The organism is Corallococcus sp. RDP092CA (assembly GCF_041903675.1).
Lineage (GTDB): Bacteria > Myxococcota > Myxococcia > Myxococcales > Myxococcaceae > Corallococcus.
In genome coordinates this window covers 126,949-151,394 of record NZ_JAYESI010000005.1, presented here as the reverse complement: position 1 = coordinate 151,394, position 24,446 = coordinate 126,949, and the positions used below count along the sequence as shown (strand labels likewise).

Annotated in this window: 25 protein-coding genes; 10 read left to right on the top strand and 15 right to left on the bottom strand. The window is 72.7% G+C overall.

The features are described 5' to 3' along the window. Positions 1-14 precede the first annotated feature (14 nt). The 3 genes from U8525_RS08165 to nagZ all read left to right on the top strand — a co-directional run bounded on the left by U8525_RS08165 (position 15) and on the right by nagZ (position 4,345). Positions 15-896, top strand: a complete 882-nt coding sequence (locus tag U8525_RS08165; protein ID WP_374263395.1) for a DUF58 domain-containing protein — start codon at positions 15-17, stop codon at positions 894-896. Continuing rightward, positions 893-2,992, top strand: a complete 2,100-nt coding sequence (locus U8525_RS08160; RefSeq protein ID WP_374263392.1) for a BatA domain-containing protein — start codon at positions 893-895, stop codon at positions 2,990-2,992. The genes U8525_RS08165 and U8525_RS08160 overlap by 4 nt, the downstream gene beginning before the upstream one ends. A 288-nt stretch (positions 2,993-3,280) precedes the next feature. Next, on the top strand, positions 3,281-4,345 hold the full coding sequence (nagZ, locus tag U8525_RS08155; RefSeq protein ID WP_374263713.1) for a beta-N-acetylhexosaminidase: 1,065 nt from the start codon (positions 3,281-3,283) through the stop codon (positions 4,343-4,345). On the opposite strand, the gene U8525_RS08150 is transcribed toward nagZ, so the two are convergent. From U8525_RS08150 to U8525_RS08135, 4 genes are all read right to left on the bottom strand, one after another. Next, on the bottom strand, positions 4,342-4,713 hold the full coding sequence (locus tag U8525_RS08150; RefSeq protein WP_374263390.1) for a hypothetical protein: 372 nt from the start codon (positions 4,711-4,713) through the stop codon (positions 4,342-4,344). The two genes, nagZ and U8525_RS08150, sit on opposite strands and share 4 nt — an antisense overlap. A 134-nt stretch (positions 4,714-4,847) precedes the next feature. Then, positions 4,848-5,375: a hypothetical protein gene (locus U8525_RS08145; RefSeq protein WP_374263387.1), complete on the bottom strand. Its 528-nt coding sequence runs from the start codon at positions 5,373-5,375 to the stop codon at positions 4,848-4,850. Positions 5,376-5,612: 237 nt separating this feature from the next. Then, positions 5,613-6,218 carry a thioredoxin-dependent thiol peroxidase gene (gene bcp / locus U8525_RS08140; RefSeq protein ID WP_374263384.1) on the bottom strand — a complete coding sequence of 202 codons (606 nt, stop codon included), beginning with the start codon at positions 6,216-6,218 and terminating at the stop codon, positions 5,613-5,615. 62 nt (positions 6,219-6,280) lie between these two features. Then, the gene (locus U8525_RS08135) at positions 6,281-6,799 is read right to left on the bottom strand and encodes a hypothetical protein (protein ID WP_374263382.1); all 519 of its coding nucleotides are present in this window, start codon (positions 6,797-6,799) and stop codon (positions 6,281-6,283) included. Positions 6,800-6,856: 57 nt separating this feature from the next. Between U8525_RS08135 and U8525_RS08130 the strand changes: the two genes are divergently transcribed. Continuing rightward, positions 6,857-7,498, top strand: coding sequence for a hypothetical protein (locus tag U8525_RS08130; RefSeq protein ID WP_374263379.1), 642 nt, complete (start codon positions 6,857-6,859; stop codon positions 7,496-7,498). Between the two features lie 44 nt (positions 7,499-7,542). On the opposite strand, the gene U8525_RS08125 is transcribed toward U8525_RS08130, so the two are convergent. Beyond that, on the bottom strand, positions 7,543-8,865 hold the full coding sequence (locus U8525_RS08125) for a response regulator (protein WP_374263376.1): 1,323 nt from the start codon (positions 8,863-8,865) through the stop codon (positions 7,543-7,545). 126 nt (positions 8,866-8,991) lie between these two features. On the opposite strand from U8525_RS08125, the gene U8525_RS08120 reads away from it, so the two are divergent. The 3 genes from U8525_RS08120 to U8525_RS08110 all read left to right on the top strand — a co-directional run bounded on the left by U8525_RS08120 (position 8,992) and on the right by U8525_RS08110 (position 11,032). Next, positions 8,992-9,324 (top strand): MXAN_6627.5 family MYXO-CTERM protein, encoded by a 333-nt coding sequence (locus tag U8525_RS08120; protein WP_374263374.1) that lies wholly within the window; start codon positions 8,992-8,994, stop codon positions 9,322-9,324. A gap of 34 nt (positions 9,325-9,358) precedes the next feature. Continuing rightward, on the top strand, positions 9,359-10,399 hold the full coding sequence (locus U8525_RS08115; RefSeq protein ID WP_374263372.1) for a methyltransferase: 1,041 nt from the start codon (positions 9,359-9,361) through the stop codon (positions 10,397-10,399). Between the two features lie 120 nt (positions 10,400-10,519). Beyond that, positions 10,520-11,032: a Uma2 family endonuclease gene (locus U8525_RS08110; RefSeq protein WP_374263369.1), complete on the top strand. Its 513-nt coding sequence runs from the start codon at positions 10,520-10,522 to the stop codon at positions 11,030-11,032. A gap of 135 nt (positions 11,033-11,167) precedes the next feature. On the opposite strand, the gene U8525_RS08105 is transcribed toward U8525_RS08110, so the two are convergent. From U8525_RS08105 to U8525_RS08095, 3 genes are all read right to left on the bottom strand, one after another. Next, positions 11,168-12,253 (bottom strand): MBL fold metallo-hydrolase, encoded by a 1,086-nt coding sequence (locus U8525_RS08105; RefSeq protein WP_374263366.1) that lies wholly within the window; start codon positions 12,251-12,253, stop codon positions 11,168-11,170. Further along, positions 12,226-12,801, bottom strand: a complete 576-nt coding sequence (locus U8525_RS08100; protein WP_374263365.1) for a hypothetical protein — start codon at positions 12,799-12,801, stop codon at positions 12,226-12,228. The genes U8525_RS08105 and U8525_RS08100 overlap by 28 nt, the downstream gene beginning before the upstream one ends. A 300-nt stretch (positions 12,802-13,101) precedes the next feature. Next, on the bottom strand, positions 13,102-14,676 hold the full coding sequence (locus U8525_RS08095) for a PLP-dependent aminotransferase family protein (RefSeq protein ID WP_374263363.1): 1,575 nt from the start codon (positions 14,674-14,676) through the stop codon (positions 13,102-13,104). Between the two features lie 92 nt (positions 14,677-14,768). On the opposite strand from U8525_RS08095, the gene U8525_RS08090 reads away from it, so the two are divergent. The 3 genes from U8525_RS08090 (at position 14,769) to U8525_RS08080 (ending at position 16,818) form a co-directional block, all read left to right on the top strand. After that, positions 14,769-15,488 carry an NIPSNAP family protein gene (locus U8525_RS08090; protein WP_374263360.1) on the top strand — a complete coding sequence of 240 codons (720 nt, stop codon included), beginning with the start codon at positions 14,769-14,771 and terminating at the stop codon, positions 15,486-15,488. A gap of 25 nt (positions 15,489-15,513) precedes the next feature. After that, entirely contained in the window at positions 15,514-16,014 is a 501-nt protein-coding gene (locus U8525_RS08085; protein WP_374263358.1) for a hypothetical protein, read from the top strand. 120 nt (positions 16,015-16,134) lie between these two features. Then, a complete protein-coding gene (locus U8525_RS08080; RefSeq protein WP_374263355.1) occupies positions 16,135-16,818 on the top strand; it encodes a dihydrofolate reductase family protein in 684 nt (227 codons plus the stop codon). 22 nt (positions 16,819-16,840) lie between these two features. Here U8525_RS08080 and U8525_RS08075 read toward each other — a convergent pair whose 3' ends face one another. From U8525_RS08075 to U8525_RS08045, 7 genes are all read right to left on the bottom strand, one after another. Then, entirely contained in the window at positions 16,841-18,298 is a 1,458-nt protein-coding gene (locus tag U8525_RS08075; RefSeq protein WP_374263352.1) for a DNA/RNA non-specific endonuclease, read from the bottom strand. A 151-nt stretch (positions 18,299-18,449) separates the two neighbouring features. Further along, a complete protein-coding gene (locus tag U8525_RS08070) occupies positions 18,450-19,010 on the bottom strand; it encodes a gamma-glutamylcyclotransferase (RefSeq protein ID WP_374263350.1) in 561 nt (186 codons plus the stop codon). A gap of 90 nt (positions 19,011-19,100) precedes the next feature. Next, positions 19,101-20,198, bottom strand: a complete 1,098-nt coding sequence (locus tag U8525_RS08065; RefSeq protein ID WP_374263347.1) for an NAD(P)/FAD-dependent oxidoreductase — start codon at positions 20,196-20,198, stop codon at positions 19,101-19,103. A gap of 330 nt (positions 20,199-20,528) precedes the next feature. Next, positions 20,529-22,238 carry a fatty acyl-AMP ligase gene (locus U8525_RS08060; protein WP_374263711.1) on the bottom strand — a complete coding sequence of 570 codons (1,710 nt, stop codon included), beginning with the start codon at positions 22,236-22,238 and terminating at the stop codon, positions 20,529-20,531. Positions 22,239-22,282: 44 nt separating this feature from the next. Further along, positions 22,283-22,543 carry an acyl carrier protein gene (locus U8525_RS08055; RefSeq protein WP_374263709.1) on the bottom strand — a complete coding sequence of 87 codons (261 nt, stop codon included), beginning with the start codon at positions 22,541-22,543 and terminating at the stop codon, positions 22,283-22,285. A gap of 7 nt (positions 22,544-22,550) precedes the next feature. Continuing rightward, positions 22,551-23,126 carry an isoprenylcysteine carboxyl methyltransferase family protein gene (locus tag U8525_RS08050; RefSeq protein WP_374263345.1) on the bottom strand — a complete coding sequence of 192 codons (576 nt, stop codon included), beginning with the start codon at positions 23,124-23,126 and terminating at the stop codon, positions 22,551-22,553. Next, positions 23,120-24,205 carry a type III polyketide synthase gene (locus U8525_RS08045; protein WP_374263343.1) on the bottom strand — a complete coding sequence of 362 codons (1,086 nt, stop codon included), beginning with the start codon at positions 24,203-24,205 and terminating at the stop codon, positions 23,120-23,122. The genes U8525_RS08050 and U8525_RS08045 overlap by 7 nt, the downstream gene beginning before the upstream one ends. Positions 24,206-24,446 lie beyond the last annotated feature (241 nt).

Genomic DNA, 24,446 nt, shown 5'->3' with positions numbered 1-24,446 from the left:
GCGCTTCCAACCCCATGGCGCTGCTCGACGCCCAGACGTTGTCCCGCCTCCAGGGCGTGAAGCTGCGCGCCCGCGCCGTGATGGAGGGCGTGCTGTCCGGCCTCCACAAGAGCCCCCATCAGGGCCAGAGCGTGGAGTTCGCCGAGCACAAGGAGTACGCCCCCGGCGACGAGCTGCGCCACCTGGACTGGAAGGCCTACGGCAAGTTCGACAAGTACTACGTCAAGCGCTTCGAGCACGAGACGAACCTGCGCTCGGTGATGGTCGTGGATGCGTCCGCGTCCATGGGCTACCAGAGCGGCGCGCTGTCCAAGCTGGACGTGGCCAAGACGCTCGCGGGCGCGCTCAGCTACCTGCTGGTGCGCCAACAGGACGCGGCGGGCCTGGCCCTCATGGTGGGCGGCGCGTTCAAGGACGTGCCGCCCCGCGCCTCCGCCGGCCACCTCAACGTGCTGCTGGACGCGCTGGAGCACACGAAGGCCCAAGGCCCCACGGACCTGGGCGGCGCGGCGGATCATCTGGCGGAGGTGCTGCCCCGGCGCTCCACGGTCATCGTGCTGTCGGACCTGCTGGATGAGCGGCAGGAGGCGCTCAAGCGCATCCTGGCCCTCAGGCAGCGCAAGAACGACGTGGCGGTGTTCCACCTGGTGGACCCGGCGGAGCTGACGTTCCCCTTCGACGACCCCACCCTCTTCCTGGACATGGAGGGCGAGGGCCGCATCGAGGTGAACCCGCGCGAGATCAAGCAGAGCTACCTGGAGGAGTTCGGCGCGTTCCTCGCGGACGTGAAGGCCCGTTGCGCCGAGGCCGACGTGGACTACGAGCTGGTGCGCACGGACGAGCGGCTGGATGAGGTGCTGCTGCGCTTTCTGGGGCGTCGCGGGAGGCGCAGGTGACGTTCGGCAACCCGTGGTTCCTCCTGGGCGCGCTGGGCGCGCTCATCCCCGTGCTGGTGCACCTGTTCGACCGGCGCCGGCCCCGGGCGCATCCGTTCGGGCCGCTCGCGTTCGTGCTGCGCAGCCAGAAGCGCACGGCGAGCCGGCTCAAGCTGAAGCGGCTGCTGCTGTACGCGCTGCGCACGCTCATCCTGCTGGCCATCCCCGTGGCGCTGGCGCGGCCGGAGCTCACCCGCGACGCGCAGGCGGCCACGGTGACGCGCGGGCCGGCGGCCACGGCGGTCATCCTGGACGCGTCGCTGTCCATGCGCTGGTCGGACGGCACGTCCAACTTCGAGAAGGGCCGCGACGAGGCGCGCGACGCGCTCAAGGACCTGCTGCCCGAGGAGCCCGCGACGGTGATGGTGTGCACGGCGTCGCCGGAAGCGCCCCCGCCGCCGGGCTTCGACCGGGCGCGGCTGCGCGCGCTGGTGGACGAGGCGAAGCCCACCTACGGCACGGCGGACCTGTCGCGCTGCCTGGACATGGCCGCGCGCGCGCTGGAGGAGAACCCGATGCCGGGCAAGCGCCTGGTGGTGGTCTCCGACATGACGGCCTCCGGCTTCCGGCTGGAGGCGCCGCCGCCCACGGTGAAGGGGCCCACGGGCGCCACGGTGAAGCCGGAGGTCGTGCTGCGCGACGTGGCGTCCGGGCGCGAGTCGCTGGACAACCACGCGCTGGTGGACCTGCGGGTGGAGCCCGCGCTCCAGGCGGGGCCGCGCGCGTACCAGTTCACCTTCACGGTGCGGAGCTTCGGCGCGAAGCCGGCCAAGGACCTGGAGGCCGCCGTGCGCGTGGGTGAGTCCACGCTGGCCAAGGGCTTCGTGGACGTGCCCGCGGGCGGCACGACGCAGAAGACGCTGACGGTGCGCTTCCCGCAGGGCGGCACGGTGGTGGGCCAGGTGACGCTCGCGCCGGACGCGCTGGCGGAGGACGACCGGCGGGCCTTCGTGCTGCCGGTGCCGCGCGGGCTGAAGGCGCTGGTGGTGAACGGCTCGCCGCACGCGACGCGCTACCGGGACGAGGCCTTCTTCGTGGACGCCGCGCTGACCTCGCCGGGCTCGCCGGTGGAGGTGACGGTGCGCGACGCGGAGGTGGGCCTGCGCGAGGACTTCAGCGCCTATGACCTGGTGCTGCTGCTCAACACCCCGGCGCCATCCGAGGAGGAGGCGCAGAAGCTGGCGGCCTTCGTGGAGAACGGCGGCGGCCTCTTCGTGAGCGTGGGCGACCACGTGAACCCGGAGGCGTACAACCAGCGGCTGGGTACGCTCCTGCCGCGCCCGCTGCGCCTGGTGCGCACCAGCGCCGAGCGCGAGGATCCGGACGCGGAGACGAAGACGGCGAAGCTGGCGCAGGTGAAGGTGGACCATCCGCTGTTCGCGCCCTTCACGGGCCGCGCGGAGGAGGGGCTCATCGGGGCGCGCTTCTACAAGTACATGCTGCTGGAGGCGGACAGCCCGTCCGCGCCGGGCACCAGCCAGGTGCTGGCCACCTACGAGGACGGCGCGCCGGCGGTGGCGGTGGCGCGGCGGGGCAAGGGGCGCGTGGCGCTGTTCACCAGCACGGTGGACCGCGACTGGAGCGACTTCGCCATCCGGACCAGCTTCCTGCCGCTGATGCAGCGCTTCGCCGCGTACCTCACGGGCTCGCTGGAGGAGCGCGAGGAGGTGCGCGTGCGCGTGGGCGAGTCCGTGACGCTGCACCCGGAGGGCACGCAGAAGGTGGCGGGCGTGCGCGCGCCGGACGGCGGCGAGGTGCCCCTGAAGGCACAGCCAGACGGCTCGTTCGTGGCGGGGCCCACGGTGGAGCCGGGCGTGCACTCGGTGCTGGGCGCGGATGGGAAGCCCGTGGCCGCGCTGGACTTCGCCGCCACGCTGGACCCGGCGGAGAGTGACCTGACGCGGGTGCCGCCGGACACGCTGACGGCCTACTTTGGCGAGGACACGGTGAAGGCCTCCACGGGGGATGCGGACAAGCCCGCCGTGCCGCTGTGGACGTGGCTCATCCTGGCCGCGTGCCTGGCGTTCTTCTTCGAGGGCACGCTCCTGCGGAAGTAGCCCGCCCCGGCGGCGCTTCTCCAGAACCTGTCCGACTGTCGGACAGGTTTCCGCGGACCGGAGCGGACAGCCTGCCCCAGCCACTGGTCCCCCAAGCGGTCCGACAGGTTCGCATGGGTGCGTCCGTCGGGGCCCAGCCCGAAGGTCTGGGGACCGGCCCGCTCCGTGCCCTGACAGGCAGCCGACGCTCGGGCCTCGCGCGCGGTGCCACACAGGCGGCGGGCTCTGCCACACTGCGCGGCCGTGAGCCCTGCTTCCGCCCTCTATCGCGACTGCGCCCGCCTCTTCATGGTGGGCTTTCCTGGCACCCGCATCGACGCTGACCTCGCGGCGCTGATGGACGACGGCATCTACGGCGCCATCCTCTTCAAGCGCAACGTGGGCACCGCGACGGAGACCGCGGCGCTGTGCCGCGAAATCAAGACGCGCGCGGGCCGGCCCTTCATCCTCTCCGTGGACCAGGAGGGTGGCCGCGTGGCGCGCCTGCGCGGCGAGCCCTACACGTCCCTGCCGCCCATGCGCGAGCTGGGACAGCGCGGCGACGAGGCCCTGGCCGAGCGCGTGGGCCGGCTGCTCGCGCACGAGCTGCGCGCAGTGGGCTTCGACTGGGACTTCGCGCCCGTGCTCGACGTGGACACCAACCCGGCCAACCCGGTGATTGGCGACCGCAGCTTCAGCCGCGACCCGGTGGAGGTGGGCCGGCTGGGCGTGGCGCTCGCGAAGGGCCTGGAGGCCGGCGGCGTGGCGTCCTGCGGAAAGCACTTCCCCGGCCACGGCGACACGACGTCGGACAGCCACCTCACCCTGCCGAGGCTGCCGCATGACCTGGAGCGCCTGCGCCGCGTGGAGCTGGTGCCGTTCCAGGCCTTCGCGAAGGCGGGGCTCGCGTCGCTGATGACGGCGCACGTGCTGTTCGACGCGCTGGAGCAGGGCGTCCCGGCCACCATGAGCCACCGCGCGCTGCACGACCTGCTCCGCAAGGAGCTGGGCTTCGACGGCGTGCTCGTCAGCGACGACCTGGAGATGAAGGCCATCGCGGACCACTACTCGGTGGCGGAGGCCGCGGTGCAGGGCACGCTCGCGGGCGTGGACCTGTTCCTCGTGTGCCACAAGGCGGACGTGCAGCGCGCCGCCATCGAGGCGCTGGTGAAGGCGGTGGAGTCCGGCCGCGTCCCGCGCGAGCGCATCACCGAAGCGCACCGGCGCCTGGACGCGCTCGCCGCCCGCTTCGCGCACCCCGCCGAGGACCGGCTCGCCACGCTGGGCGACGCGGAGCACCGCGCCCTGGCCCAGGGCCTCGCCAGTGCCTTCACCGGCAAGGACCCCACGGAGGTCATGCTCGCGTCGCGTTAGTGGCCGGCGTGCCTGGAGCCCAGCTCGGAGCCCTGCCCCATGGGTCCCTGGAAGCGGAGGGCGCCGCCCCGGTCTCCGGGCACCGGCTCCTGGGGCGTGGTGAAGCCAGGCGCGCCAATCTGGTTCTGCTTGCCCTGGGCCCCGGCGGGCTGCGGCTTCAGCGGCGACCCACTCGCGTCGGTGGGGACGGTCGCGCCGGAGCCTCCCGAGCCGCGCGGCGCGGGCTGCTGGGTGTTGGCGATGCCCTGATAGCGGCTCCCCGCGCGCGGCAGGGTGGGCTTGCCACGGTTGCAGCCAGGGCCGACCACCGCGACCGTCGCGGCGCACACGGCCACCAGCGTCCAGGGGTGAAGCTTCTTCGAGTGCATGGCCTGCTCCTTCCGGAAGCCGCGAGGGCCTCGACAGAAGGAGTGGCCACCCCGACGCCCCGCCGGGAGTGGCGGGGCGGGAGCACGGACGCCCGCTGGCACGCTGGCCGGCGGGCGCCTCCTGGACCTCCGTCCTACTCGCGGTCGCGCAGGTAGATGGGCGGGGTGCCGACGTAGGCGTAGGGCTCCTCGAAGCCGCGCGTGCCCTCGTTCGCGGTGGAGACGTTCCAGCCGCCCAGCCCGTCCGCCGCGGGCGAGTAGTCCGCCCCGCCGAGCACGGCGTAGCGGTGCGCCATCATCCCGCCCGCGTCGTCCCGCTTGGAGTTGTTGGACTTGCCCGCCTTGGCCGGCGTGCGCGGGTCGATGCTGGAGCCGATCTTGTCGATGGTGCCGTTGTAGCCCCGGTCCACCGTCAGCACATGCGGGGGCAGCTTCGCGGCCGGGTCGCCGTGGTGCGCGTCGGCGGGGTTCTCGTGGCCCTGCTGCTCGGCCACGTTGTAGACGGCCTCCGGCTGCGTCCCGCGCTGGGCGAAGGCATTGCCTCGCGACTCATCCGGCTGCTTGCCGCCCGTCTCCGGCAGCCCGCCACAGGCCGTGCCCAGGAGCACGCCCGCCGCCAGCGCCGCCGCCCCCATCCACCGCTGAATGCCTCGCTCGCGCATGTTCATCGTCTCCGCCATCCCTGAGGAATGGTCATGCCGACCTCGCCCACCACCGGGCACCCACCCGGGGGCAGGCCCTGCCGGCCGCCCGCTGTCCGGCCCGGAGGCCGACAGGGCTTCATGGTGAACGGCCAGCCCCGCTCGGGGAGAGAGAGGCCAGCCACGGGCGCAGGCATACACGGTCCCGGCCTCCCTGTCCCGCCAGGAGTGCACCGGCGCCCGGCCCCACGCCCCACGTCAGGCGCGAGCACCCTTCCGGGCCGCGCCCTTCGCCGCCGGGGCCTTCTTGGCCGCCGGCTTCTTGACAGCCGCGGCCTTCACCCCGGCCGGGGAGGCCTTCTTCGCCAGCGCCCTCGGGGCCCGCTTCGGAGCCTCGGCCGCGGCGCCGCCCTGGAGCGTGGCCAGGACCTCCGCGACGTGGCCGGCCACCTTCACCTTGGGCCACACGCGGACGACCTTGCCGTCCGGGCCAATGAGGAAGGTCGCGCGGATGAGGCCCATGAACTTGCGACCATAGAGGGACTTCTCGCCCCACACGCCGTACGCGTCCGCCAGCGCGTGGTCCGGGTCCGCCAGGAGCGAGAACGGCAGCCCCTGCTTCGCGGCGAACTTCTGGTGCGAGGCGACGCTGTCCGGCGACACGCCCAGCACCACCGCGCCGGCCTTCACCAGCGCGGAGTGCTCGTCGCGGAAGTCGCACGCCTCCGTGGTGCAGCCGGGGGTCGCGTCCTTCGGGTAGAAGTAGAGGACGACGTGCCGCCCCTTGAGCTGCGAGAGGGAGACGGTGGCGCCGCTCTGGTCGGGGAGCGAGAAGCCGGGGGCCTTGTCACCTGCTTGAGGCATGGGCATGCGTCGGCTCCATACCCAGCCCCCGGTGGCTTCTCAACTCCGCGCGCACGGGAACGTCAGCGCGCGTTCTCGGCCGGAGCGTGGGCCTCCTCGCCCGGCGGGTGGACCTCCTCGCCCGGCGGGTGGCTGTTGGCCTCCAGCTTGACCAGGTCCGCCTGGCAGGTCTCCAGCACCTTGCGCAGCAGGTTGCGCGTGGCGTCCGTGTGGGCCTCGCCCATCTTCTTCGCGAGCGACTCGCACGCGGCGCGCTTGGCCTCCACGTCGCTGGCGCCCTTTCCCGTCGCCCCGGGCCGCGCGAGGGGGCGCGGGGGGAGCTTCTCGCGGGCGGCCTTCAGCGCGGCCAGCCGCTTGTCCGCCTCGGCGCGGGCCTTGGAGTCCTTGGGGACGGCCTCGAACTGGGCGGTGACCTCCGCCCACGCCGGATCCTGGGCGGGGAGGTTCTGGTTGATCAGCTCCTGGTAGCGGTCCTCGGCCTTCTTCAGCTGCTCCGGCCCGGGGTCGTTGGAGCAGCCCGACAGGGCGAGCAGCCCCGCGAGCAGCAGCGCGGCGGAAGTTCGGGGATGGGTGATGCGCATGGTGTGGGACGTCCTCCTGCTGGCCACAGGGTTAAACCACGGCTAGGGTGCGCCGTCGTGGCTCCCATCCTGCTTGCCTTCCTGCTCGGCCTGTCCCAAGGCCTGCTCCACGCCCTGGGGCCGGATCACTGCGCCGCCATGGCCACGCTCGGCACCCTGGGCGGCGGTCGGCGGCGCGTCGCCCTCATGACGGCGCTGCGCTTCGCCCTGGGCCACGCGGCCATGCTGGGCGGCATCGCGGCGGTGTGCCTCTTCGCGGGCGTGGGCCTGTCGGAGACCTTCGAGCGGTGGGCGGAGGTGTTCGGCGGCGCGGTGCTGGTGGCGCTGGCCGTCACCGCCCTGCTCTTCCCGCACAGCCTGGACCACGGCCACCCGCACCTGCCCGGCCACGACCGCGAGCCGCACGAGCACGTGCACACCGTGAGCACCGCCGCGGGCGCGTTCATGGCCGTGAGCGGCGTGCGGTCGCTGCTCATCGCGCTGCCCCCGCTGCTGGTGGGCGGCAGCATGAGCCTGTCCGCGTGGACGTACCTGCCCGGCTTCGCGCTGGGCATCCTCATCGGCATGGGCGCGGTGGGCCTGCTGTTCGCCGAGGGCCTGTCGCGCGCCAACGCGCGCATCAACCTGTGGATCCAGCGCGGCGTGGCGCTGGGCTCCGGCGCGCTGGGCCTGTTCTGGATCGGCTCGCGGCTCGTCTGAAGGGCCGTGACGCCGCGGGGCCTCCGTCCCGCGGCCGGGTCCGCCTACGCGCGCTTGTCCAGGATGCCCAGCGCCATCATGGACACCAGGAAGCCGTAGACGACGTGCTCCGGGCGGTTGGCGAACGCGAGCAGCTCCGCCACCACGCGGTTGCCGTCCACCTTGGGCAACAGCTCCGCCTCCCAGCGCTCCAGCTCCACCTCGTTGAGGCCGTAGGCGGGGGCGACGGCGGGGATGAGCCGGTCCTCGGGCTGGAGCAGGCGGCGCAGGCGCTCCGGCTTGTAGAGCTTCTTGATGCCGCGGACGATGAGGTTCGCCGGGTGCACGTCCAGCTTGATGGACTCCGAGGAGGCCTTCTCCTTGAAGCTCATCACGTACGTGCCCTCCTCCCAGGAGAAGAGCGAGTAGATGATGGCCTTCACCTGCTGGCCCACGTAGTACAGCCGCTCGGTGTCCTTGAGCAGGCCGCGCTCCACCAGCACGTCGCCGGTGCGCCGGTGGCTCTGCGCGGCGACGGCGGACGCGTCCTGGAGCTGCTCGGGCTTGATCTTCCCCACGCGCACCAGGAACTGCCCGAAGCGGTCCGCCAGCAGGTTGGAGAGCGCGAACACCGGGGTGCCGTTCTCGAAGTAGACGACCTTCTTCACCTTGCCGCGCTGCACGCCCAGCTCGCCCGTCTCGCGCGACAGGTAGAAGGCGGTGAGCAGCGACGGCAGGTTGTCCCGCAGCTCGCCCCGGCGGCTGCCCGGGGCGCCCGCGCCCACGGGCAGCGGATCCGGCGGACGGCCCGGCGTGGGGGGCCGCACCTGGGTGGTGGACACCTTCTGCATGGGCGTGGCGGTGAGGTTGGCGCCGCGGATCTCGGCCGTGAGGTTGCCGCCGCCGGTGACCTTGATGCGGCCGGTCAGCTCCATGGCGTCCTGCGGGCCCTCCTCCTCCACGTCGATGTCCAGCTCCACCTCGAAGGCGTCCTGCATGGAGGCGGCGGGGACCTTCTTCTCCGCGGGCAGCACCTTGGCCACCGCTTCGAGCAGCTTCTGGGCCTCGAAGGGTTTCTCGAAGTAGCCGGCGGCCTGGTACTTCTGGCGCGCCTCGGTGGCGTGCTTGCCGCCCTTGAAGACGCCGGTGATGAAGAGCAGCGGCAGCTGGGGGTTGTCCTTCCGCAGCGTGTCCGCCAGGTGGTAGCCCATCATGTCCGGCAGCAGGATGTCCAAAACGGCACAGCCGGGGGGCTGGGCGCGGGCCGCCTCGATGGCCTGCTTGCCACGACTGGCGCCCACCACCTCATACCCGGCGTCCTCGAACAGCTGCGTGAGGAGGGAGAGGAGCTCCTGGTTGTCGTCCACGACGAGGATTCGAGGCGCCATCGCGGGGGGGACCGTAGCAGATTCGGGCGCGGGGGCGGCCACCGTTTCCAGGGAACCCCGGAAGGCCGCCCGCTTCAGAGGATGGGTGCAAGCGCCCTGCTGGGGCGTTAGGGTGGCGCCCGCCTCATGTCCTCCCTCCTCGCCCGCATCTGCCCGGCAGGGCTCCTGGCCGGATTCCTCGTGTTCTCTCCCCTGGTGGCGCTGGGCCAGGAGGGACCGCAGCAGGACGCGGGCCAGCCGGACGATCCCAACTCCCCGGAGGGGGATGACAACACCGGGCGCGTGCCCACGGACTGTCGCAGCACCAGTGACTGCGCGCCGCGCTTCAGCTGCAACGCGGGCAAGTGCAAGTACACCGGCATCCGCCAGGCGGAGACGCAGGGCTGCATGGTGGGCCCGGAGGCGGCGCTGATAGTGCTGGGCGCGGCCGCCGTGGCAGGCTCGCGGCGCCGCCGGTAGCCGCCACTCCCCCCACTCCCCGGAGCGACGCGCGATGCGGCTGGGCCTGAAAGCGGACAACCTCCTGGAGCGGGTGGCGGACTTCCTCAACCTGGCGCCGCAGCCCCTGGCGCACGCCTTCTTCGGGATGATGGCGTCGCGCACGCTGATGGCCGGGGCGCGGCTGGGCGTGTACGCGGCGCTGGCGGACGGCGCGACGACGGCGGAGGCGCTGGCGGCGCGGCTGAAGACGAGCACGGAGGGGATGCGGGCGCTGCTGGAGGCGCTCATCGCCTGCGAGGTGGTGGAGCTGAACCGGGGGCGCTTCCGGCTGGCGCCCCGGGCGCGGCGGTGGCTGGACCCGCGCTCGCCGCAGGCCATCACGGCGTTCCTGGAGTTCAACTACGCGCAGTGGGACTGGTGGGGGCAGCTGGAGAACGCGGTGCGGAGCGGGCAGTCGGTGGACATCCACCAGTTCGCGCCGGACGACCCGCGCTGGCGCGACTACATCCAGGCCATGTACCAGCTGGCGCGGCTGGCCTCGCCGGAGGTGGCGGCGAACATCCCCCTGCCCCGGGGGGCGAGGCACCTGCTGGACCTGGGCGGCGCGCATGGCTGGTACGCGGCGGAGCTGTGCCGGCTGCACCGGGGGCTGAAGGCCACGGTGGTGGACCTGGAGGGCAGCGTGCGCGTGGGGCGGGACATCATCGCCCAGGCGGGGCTGTCGCACCGGGTGACGCACAAGGAAGGGGACGTGCTGAGCGCGGAGCTGGGCGGGCCGTATGACGGCGCGCTGCTGTTCCAGGTGCTGCACCACCTGACGCCCGCGCAGAGCGTGGCGCTGCTGCGGCGCGTGCGCGGCGCCATGGTGTCCCGGGGCACGCTGGCGGTGCTGGAGTACCTGCGCGAGGAGCGGGACACGCAGGGGTCCTCCGCGCCGCTCATCGGGCTGCACTACTTCCTCACGTCCGGGGCCGCGTCGTACACGCCCGCGGAGGTCGAGGGCTTCCTGGATGACGCGGGGTTCAAGGTGCAGAGCACGCGGCCCATCCGGCATCTGCCCTTGCAGACGTTGATCATCGCGCAGCCGGACTGACGGTCCCGCGTCTGGCTTGTCAGACGGTGCTGCTAACTCCACACTCCAGGCATGGCCTATGGCGCGAAACCACTCGGGGGTCCGGCGACCCTCGCTGACATCGAGGCCCTGCCCGAGGGCGTGGTGGGCGAGATCATCGATGGGACGTTGTATGCACATGCGCGGCCCCGGGCCGGGCACATGGACCTGGTGGGCGCGCTGATTGATGGCCTGCGAGGCCCCTTCCAGCGCGGCCAGAATGGCCCGGGCGGTTGGTGGGTGCTGGCGGAGCCGGGCATCCAGGTGGAGGGAGCGCCGGAGTTCAACCCGGACCTCGCCGGATGGAGGCGCGAGCGGATGCCCGTGCTGCCGGGTGGAAGGTGCAAGGTCGTCCCGGACTGGGCCTGCGAAATCCTGTCACCGTCCACGCGGGGCTACGACACGCGCATCAAGCGGCCCTTCTACGCACGCATTGGCATCCAACATCTCTGGTTCATCGACCTGGAGGCACGCACGCTCACGGTGAGCGAGCTGCACAACGGGCTTTGGGCGGAGGTGGGCGTGTACGGCGATGACGATGTCATCCGCGCGGCACCCTTCGATGCCATCGAGCTGCGACTGAGTGAGTGGTGGCCTGTCGTTGAGGAGTCCTGAAGGCCGGGCCGGGCTGCTTGTCAGGGCATGACCTCACCCGAGCCGTCCGCTCGCACTCCAGTTGCAGCTCGCCCGGACGGACGCAGGCGCTCGCGACCGACCCATCCTCGCCTCTCCCTCCGGAGGCACCTCCCCTCAGCGTCCGGCATCGGCGCGCCCGCCATGGCCGGGCGGCAGCGGCGGCACGTCCCGGCCCTCGCCGAAGCCGAGCGCCCAGAAGCGGGGCCGCGCCTCTTCCCGCAACAAGAGCCGCAGCAGCAGGTACTTCGCTTCGTCCTGGCCGTCCCACGCCATGGGGAAGGTGCCGTAGTGCATCGCCACCGACGTGCCCGAGCGCAGCACGCGGTGCGCCTTCAGCGCGTCCTCCGGCCCCATGTGCACCGGGTGCAGGACGCGCGGACGGAACGCGCCGATGGGCAGCACCGACAGGCGCATGGGCCCGAAGCGCTCCGCGATGCGGTCGAAGTGCGGCCCCAGCCCCGTGTCCCCCGCGAAGAGCACCGGGCCGCCGGACGTCTCCAGCACGTAGCCCGCCCACAGCGTCTCCTCCTGGTCCGTCAGCCCCCGGTTCGAGCGGTGCTGCGCGGGCACCGCCCATACCTTCAACCCCGGAGGGCCGCTCCGCGCGGCCTGCCACCAGTCCAGTTCCTCCACGCGCTGGAAGCCCTCGTCCGTGAGCAGCTCGCGGTTGCCCAGGCCCACGAGGAAGAGCGGATGGTGCGCCGCCTCCAGCCTCCGCAGCGTGGGCAGGTCCATGTGGTCGTAGTGGTTGTGGCTCACCACCACGACGTCGATGGGCGGCAGGTCCTCGAAGCGGATGCCCGGGGGCCGCACGCGCTTGGGCCCCACGAAGGACACCGGGCTCGCCCGGTCCGAGTAGATGGGGTCCGTGAGCACGTTCACGCCGTCCGCCTGGAGCAGCACCGTGGCGTGGTTGATGAACGTCACGCGCAGCTCGCCCGGCCCCACGCGCTCCGGCGGCTTCGGGCCGAAGGGCTCCTCCGCGTAGTCGCGCCAGGGGCCGCGCGTCTCCTCCATCGCGGCCCGCACCAGCGCGAGCGGGGACAGCTTCGGCGCGTCGCCGATGTTCTGGAACGACTCGCCATCGAAGTGGTCCGTCACCGGGCCCCGGTGCACGGTGCCGGCGAAGCAGCCCGTGAGCAGCGACAGCGCCAGCGCGGGCCCCAGCCGCGTCACTTGATGACGATGGTCCAGTCGCATTCGAAGGGCTCTCCGTCGAGGGTGGGCAGCGTGTAGCGCGAGGCCTGGATGCTGGCGAGCGCCTGCGCCAGCAGGTCCGGCGGCAGCGTCGCCTCCCGCACCTCGCATTGCTGGGGCGCACCACCCTGCACCAGCCGGCAGCTCACGCGCACGTGGTGCTTGCGGCCCTCGCGCCAGTGCTCGAAGGCCTCCTGGAACACCGGGTCGTCCGGGGGGCCGCCGCGCACGCGCCGGGGCTCCTTCACGTGCTGGGACAGCCAGGAGCAGGCGTCCTTCACCTGTCCGTCGCACGCCTTGCCCATCAGCGACAGCGCGCGCAGCCGCTCCGGGCCCCGCGCGTTCGTGGCCAGCAGCGTGAGCGCCTGGTCGAAGCAGGTCTTCGCCGTGCGCACCGTGCAGTCCTCCGTGGTGGCCGGAGGCATACCCGCGGCGAAGGCGCCCACGGGCGCGGGGCGCATCCGATCCTCCGCCACGCGCGCGGGGTCGCTGCGCCGCTGGCCGCATGCGGACAACAGCAGCAGCGGCAGGAGGAGGGAGCGCCAGGTCATGCCGCCATCGTAGACGGCCCACGCCCGGGAAGGGATGTGGGCGCTACTGGACGAAAATCGGAGCCAGCCAGCCCCCCCCCTCTTCGACCATCCCATCATGGGGCTGTCCTTCCACAGTCCGAGAAGCAGAACCCATCGCCCACTCGCGCATCGCTTTCCGCGCGCGCACCCGTGGCCTGTCCGGTGCCGTGACGATGAGCCAGTGGTGGGCCTTCACGGGGCGGACCCACGCATCGAAGAACCCGCTCAGCGGAGTCCTTGAAGCGGCGGGTGACGTCGCCTGCACGGGCAGGGCGGTGCTCATCGGGGCGGCGGTCCTTTCGCTCTCGGGTGGGAGGAGCGGGGACCGCGGCGCCGCGCGGCTTCGATTGCCCGGGCCAGGATCCGGGTCCCGGCGCGCATGTCGTCCGGACGTACACCGCCAAAGCCGAAGATGAGACCGGACTCCCTGCGTCGGCCGAGGAAGTAATCGGACAGGGCGGCGACCTCCACGCCCTGCCGTGCCGCTTCATCGCGGACGCGCAGGTCGGACAGCGGCGCGGGAAGGAACGCGCACACCTGCATGCCGGTGTCACAGGGACGAGGCGCGAGGACGCCCGCGCAGTCGGCATGCAGGGCTTCGAGCAGTGCCTCGCCGCGCTCCCGATAGGCCGCGCGCATGCGGCGCAGGTGGCGGGCGAAGTGGCCCTCCGCGAGGAACACGGCGAGCGCGGCCTGCTCCAGCGAGGAAGCAGGCGCGGACGCGGACGCGCGCGCGGCGGAGACAACGTCCACGAGCGAAGGCGGCACGACGAGGAAGCCCAGGCGCAGGCCGGGGAACATCGACTTGCTGAACGTGCCCACGTAGACCACGCAGCCGGCGTCATCGAGCCCCTGGAGCGCGGTGAGGGGACGGCCACGGTGACGGAACTCGCTGTCGTAGTCGTCCTCGATGATCAACGAACGTGTGCGTTCAGCCCACTGGAGCAGCGCCATCCGCCGCGCCAGGCTCAGCGTGACGCCCAGCGGGTACTGGTGCGAGGGAGCCACCAACGCGACCCGGGCCCGAGGCGCATGAGCCAGGCCCGCGCCCACGTCGAGTCCGTCCCCGTCCACCGGGACGGGCACCGGCCGTCCTCCAGCGGAGCGCACGGCGCGACGGGCGCCGGGATAGCCAGGGTCCTCCACCCAGACGGGGTCCCCCGGGTTCAGCGCGAGCCGGAGGACCTCATCGAAGGCCTGCTGGGTGCCCGCGGTGATGAAGACCTGCTCCGAGGAGCAGCGCACGCCCCGCGACACGGACACATGCGTGGCGATGGCTTCACGCAGTGGCGCATGGCCCGAAGGGTCACCCCCGTCGAGCAACCCCGTGCTCGCGCGAGCGTGAACGCGAGACACGGTGCGGGCCCAGAGCGCGGTGGGGAACAGGTCCAGCGCGGGGACACCCGGCCGGAACGCGCGAGGCGCGGCCCCCAGGCGCGGAGCCCCCACCGGTGAGCGCCTCAACGCCCGCGTGGCGGCAGCAAGCCGAGGCCCCCGCGAAGCCCCCTGCCTCCGTCCGATGTTCGCTGCGCGTGCGGCGCCGGTGAGCCCGGGCTCACGGCTCCGCTCTCCAGTGAGCAGGGGCAGCTCGGGCGCGACGCGCGTGCAGGAGCCCGCGCGGGCCACGAGGTAGCCCTCCGCCGTGAGCGCATCCAGGGCCTGGAGGACGGTGCTCCGGGCCACGTCCAGCTCGGCGGCGAGCTGGCGGGACGAGGGAAGCCGCAGCCCGGGCGCCAGCGCTCCCGAGAGGATGCGCGCACGGATGCCCTCGAAGAGCTGCTCATGGAGCGGCGTGGAGCTCTGCGAATCGAGCCGCAGGAGGAGCGAGGACGCGACGCCGGTGGAGGTCTTCAACTGGTATGGCCGATTCAGCGGAAAGTGGACTTCATGACCCTACCAGTTTCCTGGCAAGGATGGCCTCCGCACCCGCACCCCGGAAGCCTCCCATGTCGTCCCTGTCTCCCTGCTGCTCGGTCCTCGAACTGCGCCAGTACACGCTGCATCCCGGCCAGCGGGACGTCCTCATCTCGCTCTTCGAGCGGGCCTTCATCGAGTCGCAGGAGGCCACGGGGATGCACCTCATCGGTCAGTTCCGCGACGAGGACCGTCCGGACCGGTACGTGTGGATGCGAGGCTTTCGCGACATGGCGTCGCGGCGCGAAGCCCTGAGCGCGTTCTACGGCGGCCCCGTGTGGAAGGAGCACCGGAGCGCGGCGAACGCGACCATGCGGGACTCCGACAACGTCCTGCTCCTGCGCCCGATTGCGCGCCTCGCGCATCCCGCCACGCCCCGGCCACCGCCCGGTACGGACGCACGGCCCGGATCGCGGGTGGAGGTGACGCTCTGCTACCTGAAGGCCCCGGCCGATGACGCCCTCACGGCCCGATTCGAGCACCACGCGCGCCCGGCGCTCACGGCGCTGGGCGCACCGCCGAGAGCCCTGTTCCAGACCGAGCACGCGGAGAACACCTTCCCCGCCCTGCCCGTGCGCACGGGCGAGCACGTCTTCGCCTGGCTCACCGTGTTCCCGGATGCGGGACACCACCGCGAGCACCTCCGACGCCGAGCCACTTCACCGGCCTGGGCGGAGCCGCTCCAGCCGTGGCTGAGCGCGCCGCTCGAACACCTGACGCTGGCCCCCACCGCGCGGTCCGAGCTGCGCTGACCCCCTCCCCGAAAGGCTCCGCTCCATGAAGCCCCTTCCCCCACTGCCCACGGGCGACGTGCACGACTTCGACTTCCTCATGGGCGAGTGGACGTGCGTGAACCGGAAGCTCAAGCAACGGCTGGCCGGCAGCGACGACTGGGACGTGTTCACGTCCAGGATGCGCTGCCAACCCCACCTGGGCGGCCTGTCCAACGTCGAGGAGACCGTCTTCGAGCGGGGCTTCTCCGGCATGGCGCTGCGCCTGTTCGACGCGCGGGAGCGCCGCTGGTCCATCCACTGGATCGACAGCCGCCACGCGGTGCTCCAGCCGCCCGTGCACGGAGGCTTCACCGGCGACCACGGCCGCTTCTACGGCGAGGACACCGAAGGAGGCCGCCCGGTCCAGGTCGCGTTCCACTGGACCCGCCTGGGCCAGGAGCGGGCACGGTGGGAGCAGGCCTTCTCGCTCGACGGAGAGACCTGGGAGACCAACTGGGTGATGGAGTTCACCCGCGTGCCGGCCACTCCCGGCGCGACGCGGTAGCGGCTCGCGGGATTATGAACGGACCGGCGCGGAATCGGTTCGACAGCGCGTGGCACCTCGGGAACCATCCGCGCTCCGCCGCCCGCCGCCTGAAGGCGGGCCGCGCTCCGGAGCCTCCCGATGAAGCCCCATGTCATCTGCCACATGATCTCGTCCATCGACGGGCGCATCGTCGTCAAGCATTGGCCCGACACGGCGTCGATGCGCGGCGAATACGAGCGCGCCGCCGACACCTTCGACGCGGACGCCTGGATGTGCGGCCGTATCACCATGGAGGACTTCGCCGCGGAAGGGGACGTGTCCAAGCCCGCCCCCGCGTCGCCCCTGCCCCGCACGGACTTCGTCGCGCGCAAGGACGCGGAGTCCTACGCCATCGCGCTGGATGCCCACGGCAAGCTGAGCTGGGAGTCCGGCGCCATCGACGATGATCACCTCGTCGTCGTGCTCGCCGAGTCCGTCCCCGACGCGCACCTCGCCCACCTGCGCGAGCGCGGCGTCTCCTATGTCTTCGGCGGCAAGCAGGACATCGACTTCGCCCGCGTGCTGGAGAAGCTCGGAGACACCTTCGGCATCAAGACCTTGCTGCTGGAGGGCGGGGGCGGCATCAACGGCTCGTTCCTCGCGGCGGGCCTCATCGACGAGGTGAGCCTGCTCGTGCACCCCACCGCCGACGGTCTGCCCGGGACTCCAACCCTCTTCGACCGTCCTGAGGGCTCCACCGGCGCGGGCGCGGCGCTGGAGCTCACCCACGTGGAGCGCCGCGACTCCGGCATCGTGTGGCTCAAGTACCGCGTGCGCCGCTGAGCCCGGTCGCCGCGCCGCCGCTTCAGGTGGACGGCGGGGCGCGCAGCAGCGTGGCGGACTCGTAGAGGCTCTGCTGCTGGAAGACGCCCGCGGCGGACGTGTCCTTCTCCAGCTTGTCCTGCACGCTCTTGGGCAGCTGCGCGTAGAGGTCCTGGCCCAGCAGCTCTTCAATCTGGTCCACCGGCACGCGCGACTGCTGCAGCAGCGGGAGGATGGCGTCCTTCTTGGACGGGCCATCCTTCACGTTCGGCACCATGTACGCGAACATGGACAGGTTGCCGTTGGGCAGCTCCAGCAGCACCGTCTTGAAGTTGTGCGTGGGGACCGCGATGCGCCGGCTGTCCTTCGAGCCCGTCGTCTGGAGGGACTCGGGCGGCAGCGGCTTGCCCTTGTCGTCCAGGTACAGGTTGCCCGTGACGACGTAGGCCTTGCCGCCGGTCTCCTTCACCAGCTCCGACACGCCGCGCTCCAGCGTGCGCCACACCTGCTGGTTGTGGTTGCCGTACTGGGGCGCGATGTTGCTCATGTAGTGGCTCTCGTTCATCGCCGCCTGCGTGGGCGAGTCCTCGGCCGGCTTCATGTGCCCCCGGTCGAAGCCGGTGCCGTTGTAGTCGGCGTCCACCACGCCGCCCTTCAGCTCCGGATCGCGCACGAAGGTGCTGTTGAGCCGGCTGACGTCCGCGGGCGTCTCCTTCACGTCCGCCGCGGACAGCAGGTAGCTCACGAACGTGGGCGCGTTCTTGTCCGAGTCCATGAGCGTGCGCGAGTACTCCTTCACCAGGTTCAGCCCGGGCGTCGCGCCGCTCCCGCCCACGCCCTGGAGCGGATCCACTTCGCCCGCCACCTCCGCCACGCGGCTCTGGAAGGCGGCCATCTGCTGGTCCGGCACCCACTGCGTGTTCGCGGCCGTGCCCGTGCCCTTGGCCTGGTTCGCCTTGGACGCGTTGATGTAGGCCGTCAGCTCGTCCGCGGAGAGCTCCCCGTCGCCGTTGCCGCCCAGCAGGTCCGCGCGCTTCGCCACCGCCTGCTGCCAGGGGCTGTCGAAGCTGTCCACCTTCGCGGACTGCGCGCCCCCCTGGAGCTTCGCGTCGAGCGCCGCGCGCTGCTGCTGGAGCGCCGTCGAGGTCAGGAACTGCGCGTCCGTGGGCGCGGAGAGGTACGACTCCAGCTCCGCCGCGGACACCTGGCCGTTCGAGGCCCGGCTCCCGTCAGCGCCTTCATCCGCCGCGTGCAGCAGGCGCCCCTGCCAGCTCTCATCCGTCCAGCCGAACTTCTCCTGGAGGTCGGAGATGGCCACCTCCTTGGTGGCGGAGCGCTTCCAACTGCCCCCCGAGGGCGCCACGACGTTGGCGGCGGGCGCGCTGACAGGGGCCTCCGCTCCGGCGGGCGCCGCGGTGTTCGCGGGCGCGGCGGTGGGGACCGCGGCATTCGCGAGCGTGGGGCGAGGGGTGGAGACTCGCGTCGGGATTCGCGGCGACATGCGGTGAGCGTCCTCGGGGCCGGCGGTGGGTGGCGACTGTCGGGGAGAGGGCCCCTCCTCTTCATCGTCGGCGACACGCCATGCCCGGTTGCGTCCCAGCGCCCTTTTTCTCAGCGATCAGGGCGCTTTTCGGTCTGGCTGGACCCGGTTGTCACTTAATGCCGGACTTGGAGGGGGGCGGAGGCCGGTGTCCGTCGGGACGCGCGTGCTGGACGGCGTGGACGATGCGGGCCTCGGCCTGGAGTTTTTCGACGACGGCGGCCGGCAGGCGAGCGCGCTCGGCGGCGACGGCGAGGGTGATCAGGAAGGCCTCGCTGACGGGCCCCTGCGTGGAGGTGTCGCGGGCGGCGGGGGTGAAGGCATGGGCTTCCACCACGGCGCCCTGGGCGGTGCGAACCTTCACGGCGCGCTCCTCGGTGGCGAAGGCGAGGGCGGTCTCCAGGCGGGCCAGGACGGGCCAGGACTCGGTGGCGACGAGACGCAGGCGCCCGGACAGCCGGTGTCCGGGGGCTTCCACCAGGCGTGCGACCCGGCCTCCCCAGTTGGGCACGTGGACGTCGTAGACGACGTCCACGTCCAGGGCCTCGGCGAGCTCGCCCTCGGGGAAGTCGGGCACGGGGGGCAGGCCGTGCAGGTGCCGGCTCGCCGCGGCCGGGGCCAGGTCGAGGGAGAACGCGAACCAGGGACGCGAAGCCGAGGGGCCAGATGCCATGGCGCCAAGTGTCTCCGGCGCACGGCGATGGGACAAGGGCCACGCCGTGCGGCTTTGCGCCCGGGTTCCGAGGGCTCCAGGCTTTCCGGGTCACGTCACCACGGCGGCGAGGATGCGCTCGAACAGCCAGGGGGCGCGGCCCAGCAGGCGCACCACGGGCCTGCGCAGGCGCGGGCGGCGCGCGAGCATCAGCAGCCCCCGCGTCGTCCAGGCGTACTTGCGGAACACCTGCTGGAAGGCGCGCTCGTAGGGCAGCAGCGTGTCGTGGCCCGCGCCCTTCGACAGGGCGTCCGGGAGCAGCGCGCCCAGGGACTCGGCGCAGGCGAAGGCGAGCGTGAGGCCTTCGCCCGTCAGCGCATCCACGTAGCCCGCGGCATCCCCCACCAGGGCGAAGCGGTCCGCGATGCGCGTGCGGGCCCCGCGCGCCAGGGGGCCGGCGCCTCGCGGCTGGGAGTCCGGCTCCGCGCCGGTGAGCTTCTCCGCCAGCCGGGGGAAGCGCTCCAACATCGCGTCGAAGCTCACGCGGCCCGCCGCGGCGCCGTCCTCCCAGAGGAACGCGATGCCCACGCGCGCCGCTCCGGCGGGCGTCACGTAGGCCTCGACGCCGGAGGCGAAGTGCACCTCGACGTAGGGCGTCCACGGCGCGCGCCGGAAGTGGCGCCGCAGGCCGTAACGCCGGGGCATGGCCTGTTCCACGTCCAGGCCCTCGGCCCTGCGCAGCGGTGAGTTCACGCCGTCCGCCGCGACCAGGAAGCGCGCGGACACGCGCCCCACGGGCGTCTCCAGCGTCACCCCGTCCGGAGTGCGCACGTGTGACACGACGTGCGTGTGCTCGCGCAGGTCCACGCCCACCTCTCGCGCGCGGGTCGCCAGCGCATGAGACAGGGCCAGCCTGCGGACTCCCAGCCCACCGGGCGCGGGCAGCATTCCCTCCGCCGCGCTGCCGTCCTCCTGCACGTAGCGGATGCCCACGAAGGGAGCGCTGTCACTCCGGTCCAGGTGCGCGAGCGCGCCCAGCCGCTCCAGCGCCGCGAGGCCGGAGGGCATGAGGCCCTCGCCGCACGCCTTGTCCACGGGCGCGGCTGCGCGCTCCACCACCACCGTGTCCAGCCCGCGCCGGGCCGCCGTGATGGCCACCGCGAGACCGGCCGGGCCGCCGCCCACCACGACCACGTCGTGTTGCTTCACGTTCTTGGACCTCATCGGGTCACAGGGCGCGGCAAGCCAGAGCAGGTTCCGCGGGGCCTCAGCGTACACGCCACCCCACGCCAACCGTCTCGTGCTCCGCGCGGCACAGGAGCCGCGCGGAGCGCAGCTTCGCGCCCCATTCCGTTCCGAGCAGCCCGTGCCCCGCGCACTACAGGAGCCGCACGGAGCGCTGCATCGCGCCCGATCCCGCTCCGAGCAGCCCGTGCCCCGCGCACTACAGGAGCCGCACGGAGCGCTGCTTCGCGCCCCATCCCGCTCCGAGCAGCCCGTGCCCCGCGCACCGGAGCGGTCACGCGAGCGCCGCCGCGCTCATGAGTCGTGCTCCGCGCGCACCATCGCCAGCGCGCTCTTCGCCATCTCCACCGCGAGCCCCACCGCGCCCACCTTCTTCGGCGCGGTCAGCTCTCCGGCCAGATAGCGCCGCAACGCCTCGCTCCGCCGCAGCTTGCCGCTGGACGTGCGCGGCAGCGTCCCCGGCTCCAGCAGCTTCACCGTGTGCGGCTGCACGCCCGTGGCACCGATCACCGCCGCGCGGATGTCCGCCTCCACCGACGCCTCGTCCGGGCCCCGCTCCGCGCGCTCCGCCAGGATGAGCAGCGCTTCGTCCTCGCATCCCTCGGGTGTGAAGCCCAGCGCCACCGCGCAGCCCGTGCGCACGCCCTCCACCTCGAGCAGCGGATCCTCGAAGGCCTGCGGCGCGTGGTTCGCGCCCCGGATGATGACCAGGTCCTTCGCGCGGCCCGTCAGATACAGCTCCCCGTCCGCGCTGAAGCCCAGGTCGCCCGTGTCCAGCCACCCCTCCTCCACCAGCGCGCGCGCCGTCGCCTCCGCGTCCCCGAAGTAGCCGCGCATCACCGACGGCCCCTTCGCGAACACGCGGCCCACCTGGCGCTCCGGCAACACCGCGCCGTCCTCGCCGCGCACCTGCACCTCGAAGCCCGCCACCGGCGAGCCCACGCTCACCAGCGTCCGAGCCCCGTCGCGCGCCTGGCCCTCGCGTGCCAGCGCGGCCGCATCCACGCCCAGCTCGCGCGGCCCCCGGCCCCCGGGCGGGAACGTCACCGCCAGCGACGCCTCCGACAGGCCATACACCGGCCGCAGCGCCCGCGCGGAGAAGCCCCACTTCTCGAACCGCTCCGCGAAGCGGCGCAGCGTCTCCGGGGACACCGGCTCCGCGCCGTTGAGCGCGTGCAGCCACCCGGACAGGTCCACGCCCTGGAGGTCCGCGTCCTTCACCCGCTTCAGGCACAACCCGTACGCGAAGTTCGGCGCGGGCGACACGAAGCCCCGGTGCCGCGACAGCGCGCGCAGCCACAGCGCCGGCTTCACCAGGAACGTCTCCGGCGGAATCAGCACCAGGCTGCCCGGGTAGTACAGCGCCGCGAGCACACAGCCGATGAGCCCCATGTCGTGGTACAGCGGCAGCCAGCTCACGCCCACCGGCGTCACGCCCGGCGCCACCGGCATCGCCGCCTCCAGCGCCGCCACCTGCGCCACCAGCGCCCCGTGCGTCAGCGCCACCGGCTTCGGCTCCACCGTGGAGCCGGAGGAGAACTGGATGAGCCCCAGCGCGTCGGGCCCCACCTCCACCTCCAGGTCCCCGTCGCCGTGCATCACCGCGTCCACCGTGTGACAGCCCAGCCTGGGCCGGGCCTGCTCGATGCTCGGGCCCAGCAGCAGCCGCACGCGCGTGTCCGTCAGCACCACCGCCGCGCCCGTCAGCTGGAGCATCCGCGCCGTCGAGCGGTGGTACTCCGCCAGCCGCCCCAGCCGCACCGGCGGATACAGCGGCACCGGCACCGCGCCCGCCAGCAGCGCGCCGAAGTACGCGTCCATGAACGCGGGCGACGTGGGCAGCAGCAGCGCCACCCGGTCCCCCGGGCGCACCCCCAACCGCGCCAGCCCTGCCGCCGCGCGCTTCGCCCGCCGGTAGACCTGGGCCCACGGCAGGGACGTCTCGTGCTCGGCGGCGTCCACGAACACCAGCCCCAGCGACGTGTGCGACGTCGCCTTCAGCATCGCGTTCACCGTGGCGTGCTTCAGCGCCGGCAGGGGCGGCCCCTTCACGGGTGCGCCCCCGCGTCCGGCTTCGCGGCTCCGACCCTCGCGCCCACCAGCCGCGCCAGGTCCTCCACCGTGCGCACGCCCTGCGCGTCCTCCTCCGACAAGAGCACCCGGAAGCGGTTCTCCAGCCCCACCGCCAGCACCGTCAGCCCCAGGCTGTCCAGGTGCAGGTCGCGCAGGAGGTCGTGCGAGGGCTCCACCTCGCCCTCGAACTCCAGCTCCTCCTGGACGATGCGGCGGATCTCCGCCAGCGCCTCCATCACGATGTCAGCCACGGCGAACCTCCGGAATGAAGCGGGGACGGTGGGCGAAGGCCTCGGAGTACATCGCCCCGAGCGCCGCCTCCTCCGCGCGGATGCGCACGTAGAGCAGCGCCGCGTTGCCCACCGTGAAGACCACCGCCGTCACCCACGCCCCGTGGATGAGCGGCACGCACCACAGCTCCAGCACCACCGCCACGTAGTTCGGATGCCGCAGGAACCGGTAGGGCCCGCCCGTCACCGGCGCCAGCCCCGGCACCACGATGATGCGCGAGTTCCACCGATCCCCCAGCGTCCCGATGGCCCAGTACCGCAGCGCCTGCGCCACCCCAGCGCCCCCCAGCGCCGCCCAGCTCCACGCGCCCCAGAAGGGCCGCTGGAGGCCGAACACCTCCGCGACGCACGCGACGAGGAACAGCGCGTGGAACACGACCATGAACCGGTAGTGCCCCTGCCCCGTCTCCACCCCGCCCCGCGCGAACGCCTGCGCCGCGTTGCGCTTGGAGAGCACCAGCTCCAGCAGCCGCTCCGCGACGAGCAGCGCCATGAAGCCCGCGAACAGCGCCTGCGTGCCGGTCACCATCGCACCAGCACCATCTCCGCGCAGAAGCCCGGGCCCATGGCCATCACCACGCCCCAGTCGCCCGGCCTCACGTCCGCCTCCTCCAGCGTCTCACCCAGCACGAAGAGCACGGACGCGCTGGACAGGTTGCCCACCTGCCGCAGCGACCTCCACGAGCGCTCCAGCGCGCCCGCCTCCAGCTCCAGCGCGGCCTCGAAGCCCTCCAGCACCTTGGGGCCGCCGGTGTGCGCCACCCAGTGCCGTACGTCCTCGCGGGTCAGCCCGTGCTGCGCGAGGAAGCCGTCCACGTTGCCGCGGATGTGCTCCTTCACCAGCTGCGGCACCTTGGCGGACAGCACCACCTTGAAGCCCGTGTCCACCACGTCCCAGCCCATCACCCGCTCGGTGTCCGGGTAGAACACCGACCGCGAGCCCACCACGCGCGGCCCGGCGCCGCCTGCCTCCGCGCCCCGCAGCACCACGCACGCCGCGCCGTCTCCGAAGAGGCCGGAGGCGATGATGTTGGGGATGGACAGGTCCTCGCGCTGGAGCGTGAGCGAGCACAGCTCCGTGGCGATGAGCAGCGCCGTCTGCCTGGGGAACGCGCGCAGGTAGTCCGACGCGCGCGCCAGGCCCGCCGCGCCCGCCACGCAGCCCAGGCCGAAGAGGGGCGTGCGCTTCACGTCGTCGCGCAGGCCCATCCGGTTGACCAGCCGCGCGTCCACGCTGGGCGTGGCGATGCCCGTCACCGTGACGAAGAAGACGTGGTCCACGTCCCTCGGGGTGAGCCCCGCGCGCGACAGCGCCTCCCGCGCCACCTGCTCCGACAGCTCCGTGGCCACGCGGATCCACGCGTCGTTGCGCTGCTGGAACGTGGCGAGCGCCGGGTACTCCTCCAGGGGCAGCGCCAGGTGCCGGCCCCCCACCTGCACGTTGCGGTGCAGGTCCTCCAGCCGCTCCAGGTTGAAGTGCTTCGTCGCCCACAGGCCGCGAAGCGCCGCGATGAGCTGCTCCTGGCTCGCGTAGTGCGGCGGGAGCGCGCGCCCCACCGCGCTCAGCGAAGGGGATGGCGCGAGGTCGTGACGGGTCGTGCTGGGCATGAAGTCCTGGAGGGTCCCACCCGGGAGCCGAGCCCCAGGCATAATCAGCGGCAGGGCGGGATGCGATGGTCTATCGACCGGGCTGCATGCCCCTGAACCCCGCCGGACGCCTACACTGTTGCACACGCGACGCCCTGGCGTCGGTCCTGGAGGACCCGCCTGTCACGGCCCGGCTACGGCTGTGGCCCTGGGCGCGGCCTGGGGGGACCCCACCCCCAGCGCCCCCCTGACGCGCGGGGCC

Coding starts and splice junctions, on each gene's coding strand:
- U8525_RS08055 (WP_374263709.1), bottom strand. CDS start 22,543: ATGGAGGCGCTGGCGGAGATCCGCCGCATCGTCCAGGAGGAGCTGGAG.
- U8525_RS08150 (WP_374263390.1), bottom strand. CDS start 4,713: ATGCACTCGAAGAAGCTTCACCCCTGGACGCTGGTGGCCGTGTGCGCC.
- bcp (WP_374263384.1), bottom strand. CDS start 6,218: ATGCCTCAAGCAGGTGACAAGGCCCCCGGCTTCTCGCTCCCCGACCAG.
- U8525_RS08060 (WP_374263711.1), bottom strand. CDS start 22,238: ATGCTGAAGGCGACGTCGCACACGTCGCTGGGGCTGGTGTTCGTGGAC.
- U8525_RS08085 (WP_374263358.1), top strand. CDS start 15,514: ATGAAGCCCCTTCCCCCACTGCCCACGGGCGACGTGCACGACTTCGAC.
- U8525_RS08045 (WP_374263343.1), bottom strand. CDS start 24,205: ATGCCCAGCACGACCCGTCACGACCTCGCGCCATCCCCTTCGCTGAGC.
- U8525_RS08070 (WP_374263350.1), bottom strand. CDS start 19,010: ATGGCATCTGGCCCCTCGGCTTCGCGTCCCTGGTTCGCGTTCTCCCTC.
- U8525_RS08075 (WP_374263352.1), bottom strand. CDS start 18,298: ATGTCGCCGCGAATCCCGACGCGAGTCTCCACCCCTCGCCCCACGCTC.
- U8525_RS08115 (WP_374263372.1), top strand. CDS start 9,359: ATGCGGCTGGGCCTGAAAGCGGACAACCTCCTGGAGCGGGTGGCGGAC.
- U8525_RS08120 (WP_374263374.1), top strand. CDS start 8,992: ATGTCCTCCCTCCTCGCCCGCATCTGCCCGGCAGGGCTCCTGGCCGGA.
- U8525_RS08050 (WP_374263345.1), bottom strand. CDS start 23,126: ATGGTGACCGGCACGCAGGCGCTGTTCGCGGGCTTCATGGCGCTGCTC.
- U8525_RS08165 (WP_374263395.1), top strand. CDS start 15: ATGGCGCTGCTCGACGCCCAGACGTTGTCCCGCCTCCAGGGCGTGAAG.
- U8525_RS08125 (WP_374263376.1), bottom strand. CDS start 8,865: ATGGCGCCTCGAATCCTCGTCGTGGACGACAACCAGGAGCTCCTCTCC.
- U8525_RS08080 (WP_374263355.1), top strand. CDS start 16,135: ATGAAGCCCCATGTCATCTGCCACATGATCTCGTCCATCGACGGGCGC.
- U8525_RS08145 (WP_374263387.1), bottom strand. CDS start 5,375: ATGCGCGAGCGAGGCATTCAGCGGTGGATGGGGGCGGCGGCGCTGGCG.
- U8525_RS08090 (WP_374263360.1), top strand. CDS start 14,769: ATGTCGTCCCTGTCTCCCTGCTGCTCGGTCCTCGAACTGCGCCAGTAC.
- U8525_RS08135 (WP_374263382.1), bottom strand. CDS start 6,799: ATGCGCATCACCCATCCCCGAACTTCCGCCGCGCTGCTGCTCGCGGGG.
- U8525_RS08105 (WP_374263366.1), bottom strand. CDS start 12,253: ATGCGACTGGACCATCGTCATCAAGTGACGCGGCTGGGGCCCGCGCTG.
- U8525_RS08100 (WP_374263365.1), bottom strand. CDS start 12,801: ATGACCTGGCGCTCCCTCCTCCTGCCGCTGCTGCTGTTGTCCGCATGC.
- nagZ (WP_374263713.1), top strand. CDS start 3,281: ATGGTGGGCTTTCCTGGCACCCGCATCGACGCTGACCTCGCGGCGCTG.